Origin of the sequence: Pseudoalteromonas sp. OF5H-5 (assembly GCF_021530695.1) — a bacterium.
Taxonomy (GTDB): domain Bacteria; phylum Pseudomonadota; class Gammaproteobacteria; order Enterobacterales; family Alteromonadaceae; genus Pseudoalteromonas.
On the sequence record NZ_JAKGBF010000006.1, the window covers coordinates 59,096 to 80,016 of the forward strand.

Annotated in this window: 17 protein-coding genes; 5 read left to right on the forward strand and 12 right to left on the reverse strand. The window is 42.8% G+C overall.

What is annotated here, in order from left to right; genetic code table 11:
- Window positions 1–28: 28 nt before the first annotated feature.
- The 5 genes from L1271_RS10690 to norR form a co-directional block, all read right to left on the reverse strand.
- Complete coding sequence (locus tag L1271_RS10690; protein ID WP_235367831.1) at window positions 29–3,340, reverse strand: response regulator; 3,312 nt, start codon at window positions 3,338–3,340, stop codon at window positions 29–31.
- Window positions 3,337–4,566: an ABC transporter substrate-binding protein gene (locus tag L1271_RS10695; protein ID WP_235367832.1), complete on the reverse strand. Its 1,230-nt coding sequence runs from the start codon at window positions 4,564–4,566 to the stop codon at window positions 3,337–3,339. Before L1271_RS10695 ends, L1271_RS10690 begins: the two co-directional genes overlap by 4 nt.
- Window positions 4,567–4,718: 152 nt before the next feature.
- Window positions 4,719–5,201 (reverse strand): bacterioferritin, encoded by a 483-nt coding sequence (gene bfr / locus L1271_RS10700; protein ID WP_039491612.1) that lies wholly within the window; start codon window positions 5,199–5,201, stop codon window positions 4,719–4,721.
- Window positions 5,202–5,204: 3 nt separating this feature from the next.
- Window positions 5,205–5,675 carry a bacterioferritin gene (gene bfr, locus L1271_RS10705; RefSeq protein ID WP_235367833.1) on the reverse strand — a complete coding sequence of 157 codons (471 nt, stop codon included), beginning with the start codon at window positions 5,673–5,675 and terminating at the stop codon, window positions 5,205–5,207.
- A 241-nt stretch (window positions 5,676–5,916) separates the two neighbouring features.
- Window positions 5,917–7,479: a nitric oxide reductase transcriptional regulator NorR gene (gene norR, locus L1271_RS10710; protein WP_328266129.1), complete on the reverse strand. Its 1,563-nt coding sequence runs from the start codon at window positions 7,477–7,479 to the stop codon at window positions 5,917–5,919.
- Between the two features lie 161 nt (window positions 7,480–7,640).
- Between norR and L1271_RS10715 the strand changes: the two genes are divergently transcribed.
- The 5 genes from L1271_RS10715 to L1271_RS10735 all read left to right on the forward strand — a co-directional run bounded on the left by L1271_RS10715 (window position 7,641) and on the right by L1271_RS10735 (window position 11,653).
- Window positions 7,641–7,865 carry a hypothetical protein gene (locus tag L1271_RS10715; RefSeq protein ID WP_010374807.1) on the forward strand — a complete coding sequence of 75 codons (225 nt, stop codon included), beginning with the start codon at window positions 7,641–7,643 and terminating at the stop codon, window positions 7,863–7,865.
- Window positions 7,866–9,083 carry an NnrS family protein gene (locus L1271_RS10720; RefSeq protein ID WP_235367835.1) on the forward strand — a complete coding sequence of 406 codons (1,218 nt, stop codon included), beginning with the start codon at window positions 7,866–7,868 and terminating at the stop codon, window positions 9,081–9,083. It begins immediately after the preceding gene.
- Window positions 9,084–9,108: 25 nt separating this feature from the next.
- Window positions 9,109–10,278 carry an NO-inducible flavohemoprotein gene (hmpA, locus tag L1271_RS10725; protein WP_235367836.1) on the forward strand — a complete coding sequence of 390 codons (1,170 nt, stop codon included), beginning with the start codon at window positions 9,109–9,111 and terminating at the stop codon, window positions 10,276–10,278.
- 193 nt (window positions 10,279–10,471) lie between these two features.
- Complete coding sequence (locus L1271_RS10730) at window positions 10,472–10,945, forward strand: low molecular weight protein-tyrosine-phosphatase (protein WP_102058596.1); 474 nt, start codon at window positions 10,472–10,474, stop codon at window positions 10,943–10,945.
- A 63-nt stretch (window positions 10,946–11,008) separates the two neighbouring features.
- On the forward strand, window positions 11,009–11,653 hold the full coding sequence (locus L1271_RS10735; protein ID WP_102058629.1) for a 2OG-Fe(II) oxygenase: 645 nt from the start codon (window positions 11,009–11,011) through the stop codon (window positions 11,651–11,653).
- Window positions 11,654–11,693: 40 nt separating this feature from the next.
- Here the strand turns inward: L1271_RS10735 and L1271_RS10740 are convergent, their stop codons facing one another.
- The 7 genes from L1271_RS10740 to L1271_RS10770 form a co-directional block, all read right to left on the reverse strand.
- Window positions 11,694–12,983 (reverse strand): sensor histidine kinase, encoded by a 1,290-nt coding sequence (locus tag L1271_RS10740; RefSeq protein ID WP_235367837.1) that lies wholly within the window; start codon window positions 12,981–12,983, stop codon window positions 11,694–11,696.
- A gap of 8 nt (window positions 12,984–12,991) precedes the next feature.
- Window positions 12,992–14,332, reverse strand: coding sequence for a sigma-54-dependent transcriptional regulator (locus L1271_RS10745; RefSeq protein WP_235367838.1), 1,341 nt, complete (start codon window positions 14,330–14,332; stop codon window positions 12,992–12,994).
- A 114-nt stretch (window positions 14,333–14,446) separates the two neighbouring features.
- On the reverse strand, window positions 14,447–15,649 hold the full coding sequence (locus L1271_RS10750) for an ABC transporter permease (protein ID WP_102058593.1): 1,203 nt from the start codon (window positions 15,647–15,649) through the stop codon (window positions 14,447–14,449).
- A 10-nt stretch (window positions 15,650–15,659) separates the two neighbouring features.
- The gene (locus L1271_RS10755) at window positions 15,660–16,973 is read right to left on the reverse strand and encodes an ABC transporter permease (protein ID WP_102058592.1); all 1,314 of its coding nucleotides are present in this window, start codon (window positions 16,971–16,973) and stop codon (window positions 15,660–15,662) included.
- Window positions 16,974–16,976: 3 nt separating this feature from the next.
- Window positions 16,977–17,699 carry an ABC transporter ATP-binding protein gene (locus L1271_RS10760; RefSeq protein ID WP_010607521.1) on the reverse strand — a complete coding sequence of 241 codons (723 nt, stop codon included), beginning with the start codon at window positions 17,697–17,699 and terminating at the stop codon, window positions 16,977–16,979.
- A 14-nt stretch (window positions 17,700–17,713) separates the two neighbouring features.
- Window positions 17,714–18,970, reverse strand: coding sequence for an efflux RND transporter periplasmic adaptor subunit (locus L1271_RS10765; RefSeq protein ID WP_010607520.1), 1,257 nt, complete (start codon window positions 18,968–18,970; stop codon window positions 17,714–17,716).
- A 401-nt stretch (window positions 18,971–19,371) separates the two neighbouring features.
- On the reverse strand, window positions 19,372–20,769 hold the full coding sequence (locus L1271_RS10770) for an ATP-binding protein (protein ID WP_235367839.1): 1,398 nt from the start codon (window positions 20,767–20,769) through the stop codon (window positions 19,372–19,374).
- Window positions 20,770–20,921: the final 152 nt, after the last annotated feature.

Genomic DNA, 20,921 nt, shown 5'->3' on the forward strand with positions numbered 1-20,921 from the left:
ATATTGCCAATTTGCTTCAGTTACCCCCTTAAGTCGTTTCTTCTGTATCGTCTGTGGAAGCATATTCGCTTTTGTATAGCCAATATTGTAGTTTCTCGCTCAATGGCTCTTCCGAAATGGGCTTTGTGAGGTAATCGTTCATGCCTGCATTTAAACACTTCTCTCTATCACCGGACATTGCATTGGCTGTCATGGCTAATATTTTTACTCCCTGATAACTCTCACCTGCGGCTCCGTCTCGGATTAACTCGGTAGTCCGATAGCCATCCATTTCAGGCATCTGACAATCCATTAAGATTAGCTCAAATTGACATTCATCTTGATGTGACTTGAGCAGTTCAATGGCAAGCAGTCCGTTTTCGGCAACTTCAATATGGGTTATCCCCAATTTTTTGAGCATACTTAATGCGACAACTTGGTTCACCTTGTTATCCTCAACCAGTAGAATACGACAAGGTTTTGGCCACGTAAATTCGGTTTCGTTCACCTTTCTTACCAGTTTCAGATAGTGACTCGTAACCAGTGGTTTCGCATTCGCCAGCGCCTTGCCATCTTCAGCTAAAATGGTTAACGCATCAAAAAGGTCTTTGGTTGTCACGGGCTTTGGAAAATATCCTGAATAGCCACACTCCGCGTAAAACTGGCCATCCCCCTTGGTACCCATTTGCGTCATCATGATAAGCTTTATTGCTTTAAATCGCTTATCATTTTTTAGTGCAGCGCCGAGCTGCTCACCCGACATGCCTCTAAGCGTCATATCCAGTAAGGCGATATCAAACACATTTTTATCACGTTGGTATTCAGCTTCACACAGCGAGAGTGCTTGTATTCCAGAGCTGGCTTTATACACATCCGCCCCCCAGTGCCTCAATTGAGATTCCAAACTCGTCAAGGCTGAGAGGTTATCGTCAACTAGGAGTATTTTTATCCCTTGTAAATCAATTTTTGCAGCTTCGAATTGAGTATTATCGCCATGGATCAACGTCACGAAAAATTCAAATTGGCTACCATGTCCAAACCGACTACTAACGGCGATATCGCCATCCATTAATTCACAGAGTTGTCTGACAATGGCAAGCCCCAGTCCAGTCCCTCCATACTTTCTAGTCGTAGAGGCATCAACTTGAGAGAATTTAGCAAAAAGCCTATCCGCTTTGTCCTCTGGTATCCCTATGCCGGTATCTTCAACTGAGCAATGAAATCTCAGTTTATTATCCACTTCACTAAACCAAGCTCGGATGATGATCTCGCCTTGCTCGGTAAACTTGATTGCATTACTAATTAGGTTGGTGATTATTTGTCGAATGCGGCTCGGGTCCCCCTGCACCAATGGCTTTTCAAGTTGGGTAACATCTAGAATAAGTTCAAGTCCCTTTTTCTGCGCTTGCAACGCAACGGATTCAACCAATTCGCCAAGTAATGCCCTAACATCGAAATCTAGTGACTCAAGTTCAAGCTTACCCGCCTCAATTTTAGAAAAATCTAAAATATCGTTGATGAGATTTAATAACGACTTGGCACTGCCCATTGCTAGACTCACTTTATGTAGTTGAGTTTGAGTAAGGTGCTCATCTTCTAGTAGACTTAACATGCCTATTACACCATTCATTGGCGTGCGGATCTCATGGCTCATTGACGCTAAAAACTCGCTTTTAGCTTGCGCGCCCTGCTCCGCAGCTTGCTTCGCTTGTTCTAGCTCTTTTTTCGCTTCAACAGCAGCGGTAATATCCTGTTGGATGCCAACGAATGCCGTTAATTGATTTTGTTCGTTGAACACCGGAGAGATCTGTAAACTATTCCAAAATGCCTTTCCAGATTTGGTGTAATTGATCAATTCGACTTTGACGAATTCGTGAGCTAATATTGCTTCCCTGATTTCCTCTAACGCTTGCTGCTGGGTATGTTCACCTTGCAAAAAGCGACAATTTTCACCCAGTACTTCATCACCATATTCGGTGATTTGTTGAAATGTTTTATTCGCAAATACGATTGGCAATTCAGGCTTAGTCGCGTCAACAATCGTTATGCCGACATTTGCGCACTCTATTGCTTGAGCGAGTAAATCATTTTGTTCCTTGGCCTTTTTCAGCGCTTCTTGATGAAGCTTTTGATCGGTAATATCCGAAAGTGAGCCAACTATCCGCTTCGCTTGTCCATCTTTAAGCGCCGCGGCACCTTTTAGCCAAAAATAGCGATAGCTGTTTTGCCTCGTTTTTATTCTACACTCGACACCAAAAGGCTCTTCTTCCGTCATATGAAACTTAATTGAGTTTTCTAAATTGGGGAGATCTGCAGGGTGGACTCGGTCAAATAAACTAGAAATATGCGCAGAGAATAAAGCTTGTGTCTCTTGCGAAAAGCCTAGTAAAGATTTAAATCTATCTGAATAAAACACCGCATTCCGCTCAAGATCCCAGTCCCAAAGGCCATCATCGCTACCAAATATTGCAAGTTTAAATCGCTCTTCACTGCGTTTGAGTGTTGTCCTCGATTCTTCTAGTTTTTTGAATGGATTTAACAGAAGTTGCTTACCAAACAAATAGAGCAAGCCAAATGATAGGAATAGCCCAAAGGCAATAGCACCAATAAGATCCCACACAAATATTTTCACTTCGTCAGTGACCTGACTTTTCTCTACACGATAGTCTAATACTAAATCGGTGGAGCCAACATCGAGACTGCTTACACTAAAGTAAGTTTCAACTTTTTGGGTGTTAGAAAAATTAATCCACCTGCCTTTTAAACCAATGCTATGAAAAGATGTGGATGATGAGGAGCTAAGCAGACTCTCTAAACTCGTAGAAAATTCGCCAATAAGTGCTCCCTCAGCAAAGCCGTTATAGTAAATCGGTACTGCTATTGTGAAATAGTGCAGATTGCCAACCTGAGTGAGATCTATCGCACTGACCAACTCTGCATTGATCACTTTATCGAGCCACTTTGGTTTTTGGTCTAACACTTCATGAGAATCAAAGTTTGCGTAAACAACATCGCCCAATACATTGATCACCATTAACTTTTCTTCTCTACCTATAATTTGAAAACTGCGCATAAAGTCTCGTAACTTAGCAGCGGAGAGCCCTGTACCCATCGCACCATTTACGATAATAGGATGTAGAGAAAGATCAGAGAGGATCTGCTTACGGCTCTCAAGATACTGAGTTAAGTTGTTAACTGCGAGTTGAGCTTGGGTTTCATTCGTTTCTCTCACTAAGTCTTCGACAATGACATTTGATCTCAGCCCAACAAAAAGTGCACTGAGCAGAAGTGAAACAATAGCCGTTAACCCTAAAAAGGTGTAAAAAGCGCGATTACTCGTTAAGGTGAATTTAGTTTTCAATGCGACCCCGGGTAACTATAAACTAGTTTAATACTGCCATTAGACTGGTATTGCCCCATACACAAGTCTTGCACGGTTAGCGCTTCATGGGCTGAATCATTTTTATCACTCCAGACACTAAAAGGCCGTTGATACGTTTTTATGAGGCCGCTGATCGGCGATTGCAAATCCTCAAATGCGCTTTTTAATAAGACTCTGTTGGTCGCGACTGAATCTGTCAGTTTTATCTGCTCCGCTGCTGCAATAAGAAGCTTGGCAATGTCATAGCCATGGATAAATCCGGGAGCTGCTTGAACAAATCCATGCGTTGCAAACCGGGTTGGGAAAAGCTGTTTTGCACGATTAAATACTCGTGCCGAAAACATACTTAATGGTTTATTCTCAAAAGAAAAACAGCTTTGTAGGACCGCCAATGAGACGTCAGCAGATAGCTTATCCCCAACCACTTTAAAAAAGTTACCCGCAGTTACCCCCCAATGACTAATAATGGGCAGGCGCTGCGCCTCGTCAATACTCGCCATGGCTTTTACGAACTCTGCGCCCTCAATCGCATTGCCAACAAAAATGATACATTGCGGCTCACTTTCAATAATATTATGGATCATGATCCGAGCCTCATTTTCTTGTGTCGCCCAGTTAAACCAAGATACAGGCAACGCGTTGTTAGGCTTGGCCGTTTTATATTCCGCTAGCAATGTGTCGTAATTGGAGCGCCCCCATGCGGTATCCTCAAGGAGTAAATGAGGTGCAACACAGCCTTGTTGCTTTGCATAATTGATGAGTACTTTACCCGCTTTGGTGTCATCTACAGAAAGCCTAAAAATCCAATTATCCTTACTCGGGTATCTTGTAATTGGCCCACCAGCGGCCCAAGGAACCAACAGCAGCGCTTCACTCTCATTGATAAATTTACGAAATTTAATATAAGGAGGAGAATGAACACCACCAAGCACGAGTAAGGCATTCGGGTCTTTTAAAAATTGCTTAAAGTGAAGCAAACTACGATTACTATTACCACGATGGTCTTTGGCCACCAATTCAACCTTATAACCTTGGATTTGATTATCTACTTCATCTAATGCGGTTAGAAATCCCATTTTTATCGCTTCGGCTGACTCATTTAAATTAGAATAATCAGCGTCATGATAAATACGAAACACTTGCTTGGAGTTTGCTGAAAGACAAACCGAGCTCAGGAGGCAGAAAAACAGTAATAATATTTTCATCGTATTACTAATCACTCAATACATAACTAAACTTTAGTTCAAATCATTGTGATTGCTTAATTTTATAGCGAATACCTTGCTCGTTATAAATTAGCAAGACAATGCATGGCACACAAAGAAACCGCACCCAAAGATAGGCGCGGTGGTTGGGATCATTCAGGGCTATTAGCAAGTTGGCTCTGAATGTAGTTTGGTAAACCAATTAGTTTGATTAAATTGATATGCTGTTCAAGCCAATAAATGTGATCCATTTCGGTGTCATCTAACAGGGTTTCGAGCATTTCACGGGTAACATAATCTTGCGCTTGCTCACACACTGCTATCACCTTTTTCAAGTGATCTTTTACCAGAATTTCCGCAGCCAAATCATTTTCTAGCATTTCTTTCACGTCGGTACCGACGTGGATCGGCGCACGAGAAGCGGTATCTGGCGTGCCTTCCAAAAACAAAATACGCTCCGTGATCCGCTTAGCGTGATCAAGCTCTTCTTCATATTCGTGAGATAACTTATGGTGTAGCTTCTCCAGTCCCCAATCTTCATACATTTTGGCATGAGCCAAATATTGATCCATAGAAGAAAGCTCAAGCGTAAGTTGTTTGTTGAGTAAGTCGATAACGGTAGAATTGCCTTGCATAACTTACCCCTCAATCTGCGATTGCAGATAGTTTTCAATGCCAGTATTTTTGATTAAGGAGTGTTGTGTTTCGAGCCAATCCACATAGCCCTCTTCATATTCAAGAATATCTTCAAGTAGCTCTCGACTAACATAATCCTGTTCATGTTCACACAGCGCAATTGCATCGCGCAATGTCGGAAGCTGATCGAGTTGAAACGCTAAGTCGCACGCCATCATCTCTTCGGTATGCTCACCTATTCGCAGCTTTTCTAAATGCTGGAGATTTGGTAACCCTTCAAGAAATAATATACGCTCGATAAGGTCATCTGCTTGCTTCATGTCCTTGATAGATTTTTTATACGCTTTCTCGTTTAGCTCTTCAAGCCCCCAATTTTTGTACATTCTTGCGTGTAGAAAAAACTGGTTTATTGATGTTAACTCTAGCGTAAGCACTTGATTTAGCGCTGTTATGACTTGCTTATTACCCTGCATAGGGCCCCCTAATAATGTCGAGTGACGCCCTATAACCCTAGTTCAATATTTATTCTTCGCAAGATTAAATAAAAATAACAGTTTTCTTAATATACCCTTTTAAAATAAACAACTTATAAGAGTATTAATAACAATTTTCATTACATTTAGGGTTTCATTTTTTGAACGGCTTGCATTCAATCAGAACTCAGAATAAAAAACTTGCTAAGTTATTGAGATTTATAAAAGCAGCTCCGGCTGCTTAACTCATCTGCTTTTTAACATCTAACCCTAAACGCTTTGCTAGTCGAACTAAATTTGCTCTATCCATTTCCAGCTCTCTTGCAGCTGCAGACCAATTAAACCCATGACGTTCCATCGCGTTAACGATCATGTCTTTTTGTAGTAGCTCAACGGCGAATTTCATGGCAACAGGAGGGGCTTTCTCTTGCGTGGTAATGCACTCAGCCTGCTGAATTTGTTGATGGTGTTTAGGCGCGATGTCTATGTCATGGATCTCAATGATATTAGCCTGCCACTGTTGATGCTTAGCTTTTAACGCTGCACGACTGACACAATGTTCAAGCTCTCTGACATTACCCGGCCAGTCGTAATGCATTAATCGGCTGAGTGCTTGCCTATCCATCACCACTTGTTTTGCGTTGAGCGTGCCTCTGAGCTGCTCTAAAAAGAACCCAACCAGCAGCGGGATGTCATCTAGCCTTTCGAGCAGTGGAGGAACAAATAAAGGATACACACTCAAGCGATGATAAAGATCAGCCCTAAATTTTCCGCGCCTCACCTCTTCTTTTAAATCACGATTAGTCGCTGCAACCACTCTAACATCCACAATATGAATGCGGTCAGCACCTACCGCTTGCACCTCACCGCTTTGCAGCACACGTAATAGTTTGCTCTGTAAAGTCAAACTCAGTTCGCCAACTTCATCCAAAAACAGCGTGCCGCCGTCCGCGGCTGCAAACTTGCCTAACCGGTCTTTATCGGCCCCAGTAAACGCCCCTTTTTTGTGACCAAAGAGTTCACTTTCTGCTATCGAGTCAGGAAGCGCCGCACAGTTAATTTGTATAAACGGTTTGTCATTTCGTTGGGAATTAAAATGTACGTGTTTTGCTACCAACTCTTTACCCGTTCCCGTATCACCTTGAATAAGCACATTAAATTCAGAACCAGCAACCAGTTCAATTTCTGATTTAAGCGAGTGCATCACCGCACTCTCTCCTACTAAAATTTGCTTTTTAACGGACTTTTGAGATTGGGTAAGTGTAGATGCACGTGCTTGCTCATAGAGGCGCTCAGCCTCAAACATACGTAATGCACTACTTGAGACAATTGCTTGTAGGGTTTTCATATAAACCTCAGACAAGTGCTCAAAGCTATCCGGTTTAAGACAATCAAACGTCACCAATAAGATGCTACTTTGCAGCGCGACCTTAAATCCCATGCAGGCATGCACTGGTAAGCGACTTTCTTCGGCGAGCAACAGAGCATCGTAAGGGTCAGGTAAGTCGCTATTGGCAGGAAAACTAACTAGTTCGTCAGACTCGAAAATGGACATCAATCTAGGTTGCTCTTTAAGCAAAAATTGCCGCCCAACAGCGTCCGCACTCAACCCATTGCAAGCTAGGATAGTTAATGCATGCTGATCGCCATAAAGAATGGCGATGGCATCAGCGGTAACAGATTGACTCAATGCTGAAAGCAAGGACTTAGCGTATTGCTTAACCTCGCGACCCTCTTGCGCCAACGAAAGTCGTGATAACGACATACTAAGCTCAAGCAATTTGGAGAGCGCTAACGAATTCATGTCAAAAAGACTCAATTTATTCAAATAAACACTAATTAAGATAGGTCAATTTGACTCAAACATCAATAATAGAATACTAATACAATGATTTATATAGCATTTTAAAGTTGGCGTGACACCTGCAATGTGCAATCTATATATCAACATTCGCAGAGTTAACGATGAGCCGTGCATACCAACTTTTAAGATATAGCAACATCGCCATTTTCACTTCACTCGCAGCGTTTATGCTGTCACTGCAAGTGAGTTTTTTTAGCGTTGAAAGCTTCAGCCTCTTCTCACAAATTGCAGCACATATTAGTACTATCGTATTGGCCGCCTTGATTAAGCTTGCCTACGTCATCCGCCTTGTCTGTCTATACCACCTAGGTTTGGAGGTTAAGTAAATGAGCTTAATCCAGCTAGAAGAGCCCAGTCCAAAAGCAGTGTGTTGGTATTTACCATCTACTTGGCCCGTGTTGATGCTCGGCTTTAGAGCGCTATTTTTACTCGCGGGCTTATTCGCTGTCGTGAGTATTTCTGTGTGGGCTTTATTGCTCAATGGCAATGTTGTTTGGCGTAATGATTACCCAGCGACCTATTGGCACGCCCACGAGATGCTATTTGGCTTTGGCGGTGCTGTCGTCGCCGGATTTTTGCTAACCGCTGCAAAAAATTGGACACAAAGACAGACATTACATGGTGGCGCACTGCTGTCACTCTGTATTATTTGGTGTGCAGCTAGGCTGAGCTTTTTTGTGGCAAATTCATCAATCATCATCACCTTGCTACTACAACTGAGTTTTTGGCTCATTGTACTAATCAATTTAACGATCGTAATTGTTGATGCAAAATCCAGAAACAATCGTGTTTTTATTTTTGCTGTAAGTATGTTGTGTGGCTGCAACATCGTATTTTTGATTTTACTTCACAACCAACACTTCTTATTGCTAAGCGCTACAAGCCAAGCAACGCTAATTGCTTACATGTTATTGATTGGTGTAGTGGGTGGCCGCGTTATTCCGTTTTTTATTGCCCGAGGATTGCAGCAAGCACAAAAGCCACATACTCCAAGGTTAGACAGGGCGATCTTTTACCTCGCCATCATCTGCGTTTTCACCTATATCCTGCAGTTTACGATGCAAAATACTCACTATTTAAGTGCTGCACTTCTGCTCCTTGGGCTACTGCATTCGATAAGAGCAATTTATTGGTTTAACGGTAAATTATTTAACGTACCACTGCTTTGGTCACTGTACCTGTCATATTGTGCAATCGCAGTGGGTTTAATACTTAGCGCATACAACAACACCTTTGCACCAGAGCATTTGCGCAGCCATCTTCACTTAGTGGCAATTAATGGCATGGGATTAATGATCTTAGCCATGATGACTCGCGTTACCTTGGGCCACACAGGCCGGCTATTACAGGTAGGCACGACAACTACACTGGCATTTATCTGTATCGCGGTATCAGGTCTTATCCGCGCATTCCTTATTCATTTTATAAACCCGCACAATGCATGGCTGTTAAGTGCCGTGGCTTGGGTTTTTGGTTTTATGCTTTTTTCCATAACCTTCGCGCCCATGCTGATACAAAAACGCGTCGATGGGCGAATAGGTTAACTCTACTCTCAAACAGGAGATATTAATGCTTACCCAAAATACGATTGAGTTGGTAAAACAAAGTGCACCGCTATTGGCTCAGGTCGGTCCCGAGATCACCGCCAAGTTTTATCATAGCATGTTCAATCAACACCCAGAGTTAAAAGGGGTATTCAACCAATCCCATCAGGCTTCGGGAAAACAGCCGTTGGCACTATTTGCAGCATTAGCGGCCTATGCCAATTACATTGATCAACCAGAAGTGCTCAGTGACGCCATTTTACGTATCAACCATAAGCACGTTAGCCTTGGGATTTTACCTGAGCAATACGCTATTGTTGGCCGGCATTTAATTGCAACGCTCAAAGCCGAGTTCAGCGATCAATTCACAGATGAAATAGAACAAGCTTGGCTTAATGCCTACCAGTTTTTAGCCGATTTATTTATCACCGCAGAGCATGGCCTGTACCAAACCGCGCTTGAGCAGCAAGGTGGGTGGCAAGGAACGCGTGAATTTACAATTGAAAAGGTGATAAGCAATACTGAAAATATTAAAAGCTTTTATCTCAAGCCTGTCGACGGTAAAGCCTTGCCTCATTACCAAGCTGGACAATTTGTTTCTGTCTTCGTACCAAAAGAAGTGGTAGGGTTTCAGCAGATCCGCCAATACTCTTTGTCTGCTGCGCCCAATGGTTCGTACCTTAGGATCTCTACTAAACACGACGGTGCCGTATCGCAATATCTTCATACACTTAAGGCGGGCGACACCCTCAAGCTCACTCCACCAGCTGGAGACTTTGTCAGACAACACACAGTCAATCCAAAGGTATACATTAGCGCTGGGGTTGGAATAACCCCTATGCTTTGCATGCTTGGTGTTCATAGCCAACATTCACCTGAAGTCGAAGCACATTTTTTACACGCGAATAAAACTCACAGTGACTTAGGTTTCAACCAAGAAATCAATGAGCTTGGTAGCAATATCCGAAATTTTAATGTGGTTACTTGGTTGGAGTCAGAAGCCGACGATACGCATTCCGGACTGATGGATATCAACGCAATCAAAGATACTTTGCCGCTAACAGACGGAGAGTTCTACCTATGCGGCCCGGTTGCCTTTATGCGCTTTATCAAAACCCAACTGATGAATGCCGGTGTACAAACCGAGCAAATATTCTATGAGGTATTTGGTCCTCACGAAAACCTTCCAAACTAACGAGTTAAATTTGGCGTCCTAATAAAGTTGGTATTAGCTGACGCCTTATATTTTGCTCTAAAAAAATCGCTAGACTGGGTGAATGAATACTACTGGTATTAGCCGGAATCTTATATTTTGCTCTGAATTAAAAAATCGGTAGACTTGGAGAATAAATACTATTGGTATAAAAGCGTACTTGAAGGACAACAATATGAGCGCAATTTCTAGTATCTTAGTCGTCTGCATGGGTAATATCTGCCGCTCTCCAACTATGGAGGCGGTATTAAAGCACAAACTCGCAGCAACAGAGTTAACAACCCGTATCGATTCCGCTGGCACCATTGGCTATCATCAAGGTAACCCTCCAGATCCACGCAGTGTCACGGCAGGCAGCGCAAGAGGGTATGACTTTTCAGGCATATCAGCGCAGCAAGTAAAACCCAGCGATTTTGAAGATTACGACTTACTTTTGTGCGCAGACAACTCAAATTACCGCGATCTACTCTCTATTTGTCCTACCGGCTTGGCGCATAAAGTTCAGCTGTTTTTAGCGTTTGGTGACATGAGTGAGCATGAAGTGCCTGATCCTTATTATGGTGGTGAACAAGGTTTTGAACATGTGCTTGATTTAATCGAAGCCGCCAGCGAAAACATCATTAACAAAATTCGCTTATCGACAAGGTAAAATTAACTCGCTGGATCGGTACCAAATAAAGGGGTAAAAAGACCTTTTTTAGAGGCACCGCTATTGTTAGATTTAGACTTAGAATTTCCGTTCGAGAAATTAGCTCAGGACTTACAAACCACAGGCATTAGTATTTTGCCAAATTTCGTCAGTCCCGACATTTTATCCAAGTTGGAATTGAGAATAGCAGAGCTAAGCAGTGATGATTTTAAGCAAGCTGGAATTGGTCGTTTAGCCTCTCACGAGCAAAATAAGAAAATTCGCAGAGATAAAATTCACTGGCTAGATAGCAGCAATGAGTTGGAATCTGTTTGGCTCAACTACATGGGCGAGCTAAAAGCCTATTTAAACAGACGGCTGTTTATGGGACTCTTTAGTTATGAAAGCCACTTTGCCATTTATCCTCCAGGGGCGTTTTACAAAAAGCATTTGGACGCCTTTAAGGGAAAGACCAACCGAATTTTGACCACGGTATTGTACTTAAATCAGTCTTGGGCACCAGACAATGGCGGCGAACTAGTCGTTTTCAATCCCGATAATCACGACGAAATACTCAATACGGTGCTGCCCAGTTATGGCACGCTAGTTACCTTTTTAAGTGATGAATTCCCTCATGAAGTACTGGTTGCCAACGAAAAGCGCTATTCAATTGCAGGGTGGTTTAGGGTTAACGCCAGCATTAATCATTCGATTGATCCACCAAAATAATTGATGAGTTCAGCCTTAATATTATTATCCTGAGTTAAACTCAGGGTAATTTGTTCGGTAACCGAATTTCGACGCACAAACCTTTACCTTCGCGATTATAGAGGCTGATCTTACCGTTGTGTGCTTCCACAATTTCTCTGCACAGCGCTAAACCAAGCCCTGTTCCTGACGCTTTGGTAGAGTAAAATGGAATTAAGGCGTTGGCCATCACAGTGTCACTCATGCCTTCGCCTCTATCGAGCACCCAAATATAAGCTTCGTCGCTGCGCTGCTCAGATTGAACACAGATTTCCTCTATCTCTGAGCCAGACTCGGTCGCATTCTTTATCAAATTAATAAGTAACTGTTCTAACTGTGTCGTGTCCGCCTGTAATTGCGTTTGATTAAGCTGATACTGGAATGACCAATGGCTTTGCAGTCGCGCACACAAAACCTGCAAATTCACAGGTTCAATGTTTGGCAGAGGAAGTTTGGCGAACTTACCATAACCCTGAACAAACTCGCTAAGGTGCACAATGCGCTCTTCTATCGTCGCAAATACTCGACTTAGCCTAGGTTCATCCACGCGTTCAGCCAAGATCTGTCCGCTGTGCAGCATAGATGAAATAGGCCCTAACGAGTTGTTTAACTCATGACTAATGATGCGGATCACTTTCTTCCAAACTTGCACTTCTTGGCGGCTCAACTCTCGAGTGAATTGCTTAAAAATATATAATTTGTGAAAGTGGTTGTTGAGTAATAACTCACCGTTGGCGAGATGCCACATTTGCGACTCTCCAATGCTACTTTGTATTGAGAACAAGCCATCAAGTTGGTTGCTTGCTGCTTGCTGAAGTTCATCGGGGACTTCGGATAACAATTTACTAAAACGCTCACCCTCAAGGCGGTGCTCACAGTTAAAAAACGTTTTTGCACTATTGTTAGCAAATACCACCACATCCTGTGAGTCGACAAGGACAAGTACCTGAGGTGACGACTCAAGCACTTTATCTAGCATCAGCTCACGCTGATAAATCCATTGTTTTTCATCTCTTAACTGTTTTGCCGTTTCATTGAATAATTGACACAACCTACCGAGCTCATTGTTAGCGTTATAGGTGATTGACGTAGAAAATTCGCCATCCTTAAAGTTCATCAAGCCGACTTCTAACGCCTCCCACCCCGCTTTGTTTTCACGCATTAATAGTTTATACAGCACAAGCGCAACACTGACGGAGCCCAGTACTATTACAATGAAACCGCTGTGATCATCGAGTAAAAACCATAAAGGAATAAGGCCAATCATAATACTGATAGCTATGATCAATGCATGTTGCTGCGATGTCGTCATTATTGTCCTTAATATTCAATGCCAAACTTTTGCAAGCGACGATAAAGCGCTTGTCTACTCATGTTAAAGTGTCGCGCCACTTTCGCAATCACACCAAGATGAGTCTTGAGCGCCTGCTCCAATTCTTCTTTACTGGGTTCTCGTATGGTATGTGATACGCTAACTTGTGCTGTATTTGCCTGCACGTCAAGACCAAAATCCTTCGCACTGAGCTCGCCATCAGGGTTCAATACAGCCGCCCGTTTACAGGCATTTTCAAGCTCCCGTACGTTACCAGGCCAAGGGTGTTCACATAATGCTTGCTGGGCATCCGAAGTAAGCCCCCTTGCAGGTAAAAAATGCGCGACCAAAGGTAAAATATCATCCACTCGCTGTGACAACGCGGGTAAGTTTAGCTCGATGACATTTAAGCGATAATATAGATCCTCACGAAATTTCCCCCCTCGAATATCCGCTAGCAGATCCGCGTTCGTCGCTGAGATGACACGAACCGAGACTTTTTTTGTCTCGACTGAACCCAACCTCTCAAACTCGCCACTTTGCAAAACACGTAGCAATTTTGTTTGCCCAGGAAGAGGTAAATTACCAATCTCATCCAAAAATAACGTGCCTTTATCAGCAGCTTCAAAGCGACCAATACGCTGCTTATTCGCGCCGGTATAAGCACCGCTCTCAGCACCAAATAACTCAGCTTCGATTAAGTCATTTGGGAGCGCGCCTGCATTCACTTTGACAAACGGTTGGTTTTTTAGTGGTGAGTTCGCTTGAATGATCTCTGCGATTTTTTCTTTACCGCTACCATTTGGACCGGTTATTAACACTGACACATCAGATTTAGCGACTTGCAGCGCCATATCTATGACTCGCTGCATCGCCACCGATTTATATACAAACCCGCATAAATCCGCACCTTGATTAAACTGTTGGCGTTCTTGTTCAGCCCGTTCAAAGTTTGCAACTTGCTTATGTGCCTCACCAAGCGCGACGAGGTTTGCAATCGTGGTGAGTAACTTTTGGTCGTCCCACGGCTTAGCTAGATAGTCTGCCGCTCCTGCTTTTACCAGTTCAACCGCCGTGGTGAGCTCAGTCCAAGCCGTTAATAAGATAATAGGGAGTTTTGCATTTAATGCTTTCAATTGGTGAAATAGCGCAGCCCCCTCCTCTCCTGATGTGGTGTCTGCACTAAAGTTCATATCTTGGATAACTAGTGCAATCTGCTGAAACGACACCACTTTAATTGCTTCTAACGGTGAGCACGTGGTAACCACTTGATAATCATGCAGCTCTAGTAACAATGACAGTGCATCAAGCACCGCAGGGTTATCATCCACAATTAAGATTTTATCCATATGATTTTATTCTTGTTATTACATATTGCCACTTACCTATACTAGCACAACTAATACAAGGTAAGTTAAAGTAATACCAACTAGGTTGCTCACACAACCTAGTTGGTATAAGGGTTATACACTTCTTGTTGCGATACTCGGTGAAATGTTCGCCGCCTTTTTAGCAGGAAAAATAACTGACGCGATACAGAGCACGATAAGCCCAAGCGCCGTTATCAAAATATAGCTTACTTCTAGCGGTGGCACTGAATACAAAGACATTAGCTTTTGTCCTAGGAAAACCGTAGCCACTGTGCCAAGTATTAAGCCAATTGCACAAACAATGAGGTTTTCTACCACAAAGTAACGAACAATTGCAGACTTACGCGCCCCCAAAGCTCTGCGAGTACCAATCTGTTTAGTACGTTTACTGATATTAAACTGAGTAAGACCAAATATTCCCAGCGCCGTCACGACGACTAATGCTGTGATTAGCACTAGCAACATTCTTAGCATCAATATGTCTTTAGAGTTGTACCTTTCCTTTACTTCATCAAGTCCTTTCATATTGGTGATCACTCTATTTGGATTTTCTTGAAGCAGCACCGACTCTATTTTTTTCATTACTTCGCCACGCAAACTCGGATCTGTGCGAACTAAGAAATCTTGAAATCCATTCGCATTTACCATGGGAAAAATAATTAAGCGATCAGCATTTCTAAAACGCGGCCAAGCATTAGTCATACGCTCAACAATCCCCACGACTTTTAACGGGCCGCCACCATAATAAATCGTTTCGCCCAATCCTTTACCCTCACCAAATATCTCGTCCGTAAACGCCTTACTGGCAATAACAACATCTGGTTGCTTAGCGTATTCACTTGAGATCAGGACATCACCAGATGTGAAATCACGGCCTTCTATCAATTTTACGCCCAAGGTACGGATCACTTGTTCATTGGCGTATAAATGCCCCGAGTTTGTATGTTTACCATCGTCTTCTGGGGTTAAGCTGAATCCCGAATTGCTACCTCCTCCTGAAAGCGGAACTGAACTCACTCCTACGGCTTCTATAACACCTGGGATACTTTTTAGTATTCTCTCATCAACGATAAGCTGTTGGTTTGCATCTACCTTGTCGTCAAACGACATGACACTGAAGGTGATTATCGACTCTTCTGGGTAGCCAGTTGGCTTGTTGAGATAGCTGACGCGCTCACTAATAATGGACAGCGAATTGCTGACAATTGCCAACGTCAAGGCAAGTTGTAGGATGGCAAGTACGGCACCAACTTTAGAGCGCAATAACGCATTGATAATTGGTTTTAATTCCAACATGGGACTCTCCTTATTGCACTTTTAGATAAGTAGCCGGTGATGTTTTACACACTATCCAAGCTGGGTAAAGCCCTGCAAGAATACAAGTCACAATAGCGATGCTCGGCGCTGCTAACAGCATAGAGACATCCATCGTTGCAAGACTTTCGTATACATGGCTAGTTCTGCGGATCCCCCATAAGCCAAGCTGAGCAAAAACTATCCCTATCACTCCCCCCATAAAACCAAGCAACGCCACTTCAACTAAGTGTTGGTAAAACACTTGCGTTTTACTTGCACCAAGCGCTCTTCTTACGCCAACATCAGGGGCACGTTTAAGAAATTTCGCTAGTAACAATCCGAGAATATTGGCTAAGCAAACGGCAAGGAACATAAAACTTAAACCAATCATGACTTTGTTATCTTCACTAACCACATTATTGTACTCCAGCCATTCAGTGACATTTCGAAGTGAAAACTCTCGTGTTTTACGGTTAAATCTTCCCAAATCTTGTTGGGTTTGGATGTAATTATCCAGTTGTGTTGCTAACGCTTGTTGTTCTTTTTCGTTCTCTAATTCAACCCAAAACTGAGTCCAAAGCATTTCTGAATTCATTTTGTCCGTGAAGTTGTTAATCTCTTCCCTCTTCCAGCCATTCGTATTACCCCAAGTGTCAATCTCATAAGCTGCAGCATGACTGAAGGGAATGAAGATACGCTCGGCATCAGCAAACGCGCCATTGTTTAAGTCATACATTTTGACGTTTGGCTGCCACTCCTTAGTTACCCCTACTACTTGATATCTTCGCTGCGCCAAATAAATACTTTCTCCAACCACATCGCTGCGGCCAAATAACTTTTGTGCGATAGTTTCGTCAATTACAACCACTGGTGCAGCATTGTCGGCTTGGCTTTGGCTCCACACTCCACCATACAAAAAACTCAACTCAAACATGGCAAAAAACTCTCGGGTGATTAGCCGTGTCGTTTGCAGCATGGGCCTCACTTCGGGGTTGCTTACATGAACCGCAAAACCGGATTTAAACATCGCGACTTTTTTGTCGACGTTTAGCGTTTGATACAGGTTTTTCGCATCTAAAAATGTCAACTGAAAGGGAATATCATCAGCTGAATGATAGGTTTGCCCCTCATCCATCACTTGTAGCTGTACAGCATAGAGTTTGCCACTTTTGCTTGGAATTGGATCGGCGGACATCATGTGATACACGGATAAACTCACCATAGTGACGCCAATACCAATGGCGATAGCCAGCGTCATTAGACTAGTCGCAAGCGGCGTGGCTTTTAGGCTACGCCAAGCTAAATCAAGGTAATGCGCAAACATAACTTAAGCTCCCACCTGAGATTTCAACGCTTGTGAAGCCGCACCTTTACCTTGATACAAAGTAAAATCCGCAACCTGTCCATCTACAATTTGGATGTTTCTTGGTGTACGCCTAGCGAGCTCCGGGTCGTGGGTAACCATTACTATCGTTGCGCCGTCACGGTTAATTTGTTCTAGTAACTCCATCACCTGACGCGCCATTAAACTATCTAAATTCCCCGTTGGTTCATCGGCGAGTAAAAAGCGTGGCTCACCAGCAAGCGCTCTTGCAATCGCCACACGCTGCTGCTGTCCACCGGACAACTGTTGTGGCAAATGTTTTGCACGGCCAGCAAGGCCAACTTGCTCTAGACAGTTTTCAATTCTGCGCTTGCGCTCAGCCGCCTTGATACCACGATAACGTAGTGGCACTTCAACATTTTCGTACAAGTTTAAATCTGGGATAAGGTTAAAACCTTGAAAAATAAAGCCGATTTTTTGGTTTCGCAGATCAGCTCTTTGGTTGTCATTAAGCTTACCAACATCAATTCCATCTAGCATATATTGACCACTAGAGTACCCTTCTAGCATCCCAGCAATATTTAAGAAGGTTGTTTTACCTGAGCCTGAAGGGCCTGTTACCGCGATAAACTCTCCTTCATTTACTTGCAGGTTAAAATCTCTGAGTGCGTGTGTTTGCACCATATCAGTTTGGTATACTTTGCCGATATTATTCATAATTAACATTATTATTTTCCTTCTTATCTTAATAAGATGCTGGGCGCACGTTCGAATGCGTCGTAACTACTGATGATGATTTGATCGCCTTGCTTTAAGCCATTAAGCACTTCAACTTCACTGATGCTTGAGGTACCGGTAGTGATCTCAATTCGCTCAGCGATATCACCACTTAGTTTGTAAGCGATGTGCCCACCTTCACTCATAAAAGCACCACGTTTAACCATTAAGGTGTTTTCTTTGTGTTCTAGTAAAATTCGAGCAGACAAACGTTGATTTTGTCTAATGCCATCAATGTTTTCGTCCGAAAAACGTACTCGAGTGGTGACTTCACGGTTATTTACTTCTGGAGAAATCGCAGATAACACGCCAGAAATATTTTGGTTGCCAATCCTGAGCTCGACGGCCATCCCGAGTCCAAGCTCTGCCGCATAACTTTCAGGTACTTGAAGCTCGGCTTCATAAGCACTTAAGTCAACGAGTTTCATCAACCCCTGATTGGCATTAACCAGCGCATTTTGATCGACTAATAAATTACCGACTATGCCTGAAACCGGCGCAATCACATCTAAGCTTGCAACTTGACGTTTTAATTCTTCAACGATTAAACGTTGCCGCTCAAGCTGATTCTCAACAGATTTAAGTTCAAAGGCCAAGGTATCTTTGCCTAGTGCAACTTCTTGCTCTGCATGATTGAAGTTTAATTTTGCCCGCGCTAGGTCGTCTTGCGCTTCTTCTAAATCAATTTGGCTGATGAGGTTTTTTTGGATAGACAACTGAGCACGTCGGTCTTCTCTATCTGCCGCTAATAGTTCGACGCGAGCGAGATCTAAGGAGCGATTTAACGCCAAGTTTTGACGTCTAACATCTAACTTTTTCCCTTCAAGCTCACCCCTCAGTCTTTGCAGCTCCGCTTCTTCTTGTTGGAGCTGGTTGGTTAAAGTTGGACTTTTAACCGTGGCTAGTACTTCACCTTGAGTCACGCTATCACCCGCTTTGACCTGTAAAGAGACATAACCCTGCTCCGGACTATAAATTTGTGGTGCATTTGCAGCAACGACAAAACCTGTGGCGGCAATATCGCGGGTAAACTCACCGAAAGTCACGGCTGCAATTTGCACTCTATCTTTGGCCACGGAGCTACTAGCATTTGGCCCACCAAACACGACCTGTGCGGTAAGTGCTGCAATAATTACAACACCCGCTATTACAAGACCAAGCTTCTTTTTGGATTTACTAGTTTGGAGCACTTCATCTTGTCCGCTTGTGTCTTTAATCATAATGATTCTCCTCGAATTAACGAGTCAAATACCGCCACGACCGTTGCTACAGCCAACATCATCAAGGGTGAAATTAAAAAAGCAGTACTTAACCACATAACGTATCTTCTTTATTAGTTTGTATGCAGTAAAAGAGGCTAACTTTGTGCCAAAACTTAAGTTGTTGATTATATTTATTTATTTCATTTTAGAAGAGGATGAAATGTGTCCGCGGACGGAAAAAGTGTCCGCAGCGGACACTTCTTCACCTAAAGTTATAGCGCTATAAGTGTCAGTCGCCACATTTCTGCATCTTAATATATCGACTGAAGAGATAACCTAAGGATTGGATAGATAGCGAACTAACTGATTTCTTTAAGTTCAGATTTAATAATTGGAGAGTGCATTAACCAGAGTGGAACTCAAATAAGTGGCAAATTTATAGTCGCTCTGGTGCCTTTACCGATAGTAGATTTTATGAGCAGTTCACCACCGTGAGATTTAATGATATTCGATGCAATAGTTAACCCAAGTCCCACATGCTTTTCTGAGGCTTTAGTGGTATAAAACGGATCAAATACTCGATGTACCAGCTTATCCGCAATCCCCTCACCACAATCGAAGATATCGATAGAGAGTGTTTGATCCTCAACTTTCGTGTTTATTTTAATGGCCTTTCGCATTCTACCCGTACTTTCTAAGGCGTTCTTTATGAGGCAATAAATACCGTGTTCTAGAAGTGCAGGGGCACAGTGCAATTCAAACCGTTCTCCTTTTTCAAATTCAATCAGGCTCAAGTTTGTACCATCCAACTCCAAATTAATCATCACAGAGTCCATAATTTGAGAATAGAATTCTACTTGCTGAAACTGGGTTTGATTGCTTTCAAAAAACACACTCAGCTCTTTAACAATCAATTGAATTCTGTCGAGTCCCGAGTGCATTTCTGCCATCACATCATCACTTTCACTCAAGGCCCAGTTTAGTTGATACTCTTTTTCCAATTCACTCAGCGATTTTGCACATTCAGGAGAGAGTTGCGAATTATTTGCCAAAAATTGCCAAGCTCGATACAACTTAACCAACGAACTTTGTACAAACTCTAAGTTACTTTTTAAGTACGCAAGCGGATTATTAATTTCATGGGCGACACCTGCAGCAAACTGCCCTACCGATGCGAGCTTTTCTGATTGGATCAAGGCTTGCTGCTGCTCAGCAATACGGTTATATGCCTCTCTTAAGGCATCATTTGACGATTCAAGTTCATGAGTGCGCTGCTTGACCTTTTCTTCCAACCCTTCGTTAAGTTTGGTTAGTTCATCGGTCAACAACTCAAGTCGATTTAAATCTCGGTAAGAGCGTAGCGAGCTGGTTAACATAGTGAAAAGACGAGATTTTGTGAGGTCAGTTTTATTTTTATAGTCATTAATATCATAGCGTAGCATGACTTCATGTTCCGGCACACTGCCGGGCTGGCCAGTGCGCAGTACTATTCTTACGTTATGATAGCCAAGTTCTTCACGTATGTATTGCGCACATTCTAAGCCCGCTTCTTCACTTTCCATGATGACGTCGAGTAAAATTAATGCAACGTCATCTCGATTGCTTAAGATATCAATCGCTTCTTTTTTGCTATAGGCATGAAGCAACTCGAGCGGTTTTAATTCAAACCGATAAGCCGTTAACACAAGTTTAGTCACATCGTGAACTTCAGGTTCATCATCGACAATCAACACCACCCAAGGAGATGCAGACTCGTCTAGGTTTTGTTCATCAGGCTCTGAAACGTTTAAGAATGATAATGGCTGCTGCTGACTCATTAAAATGACACCCTTACTCCTATTTCTTAAGGATGGTACAAATCCACAGGTTTACCAAATTATTCGAACCAGAAAATAGTATAAATTTAGCGTTATGGTAGGAAAAAATACTGAGTGACGATAGAACGGGATCTGTACTGTTAAGAAGCCAC

Coding starts and splice junctions, on each gene's coding strand:
- L1271_RS10695 (WP_235367832.1), bottom strand. CDS start 4,566: ATGAAAATATTATTACTGTTTTTCTGCCTCCTGAGCTCGGTTTGTCTT.
- bfr (WP_039491612.1), bottom strand. CDS start 5,201: ATGCAAGGCAATTCTACCGTTATCGACTTACTCAACAAACAACTTACG.
- bfr (WP_235367833.1), bottom strand. CDS start 5,675: ATGCAGGGTAATAAGCAAGTCATAACAGCGCTAAATCAAGTGCTTACG.
- norR (WP_328266129.1), bottom strand. CDS start 7,479: ATGAATTCGTTAGCGCTCTCCAAATTGCTTGAGCTTAGTATGTCGTTA.
- L1271_RS10715 (WP_010374807.1), top strand. CDS start 7,641: ATGAGCCGTGCATACCAACTTTTAAGATATAGCAACATCGCCATTTTC.
- L1271_RS10720 (WP_235367835.1), top strand. CDS start 7,866: ATGAGCTTAATCCAGCTAGAAGAGCCCAGTCCAAAAGCAGTGTGTTGG.
- hmpA (WP_235367836.1), top strand. CDS start 9,109: ATGCTTACCCAAAATACGATTGAGTTGGTAAAACAAAGTGCACCGCTA.
- L1271_RS10730 (WP_102058596.1), top strand. CDS start 10,472: ATGAGCGCAATTTCTAGTATCTTAGTCGTCTGCATGGGTAATATCTGC.
- L1271_RS10740 (WP_235367837.1), bottom strand. CDS start 12,983: ATGACGACATCGCAGCAACATGCATTGATCATAGCTATCAGTATTATG.
- L1271_RS10745 (WP_235367838.1), bottom strand. CDS start 14,332: ATGGATAAAATCTTAATTGTGGATGATAACCCTGCGGTGCTTGATGCA.
- L1271_RS10750 (WP_102058593.1), bottom strand. CDS start 15,649: ATGTTGGAATTAAAACCAATTATCAATGCGTTATTGCGCTCTAAAGTT.
- L1271_RS10755 (WP_102058592.1), bottom strand. CDS start 16,973: ATGTTTGCGCATTACCTTGATTTAGCTTGGCGTAGCCTAAAAGCCACG.
- L1271_RS10760 (WP_010607521.1), bottom strand. CDS start 17,699: ATGTTAATTATGAATAATATCGGCAAAGTATACCAAACTGATATGGTG.
- L1271_RS10765 (WP_010607520.1), bottom strand. CDS start 18,970: ATGATTAAAGACACAAGCGGACAAGATGAAGTGCTCCAAACTAGTAAA.
- L1271_RS10770 (WP_235367839.1), bottom strand. CDS start 20,769: ATGAGTCAGCAGCAGCCATTATCATTCTTAAACGTTTCAGAGCCTGAT.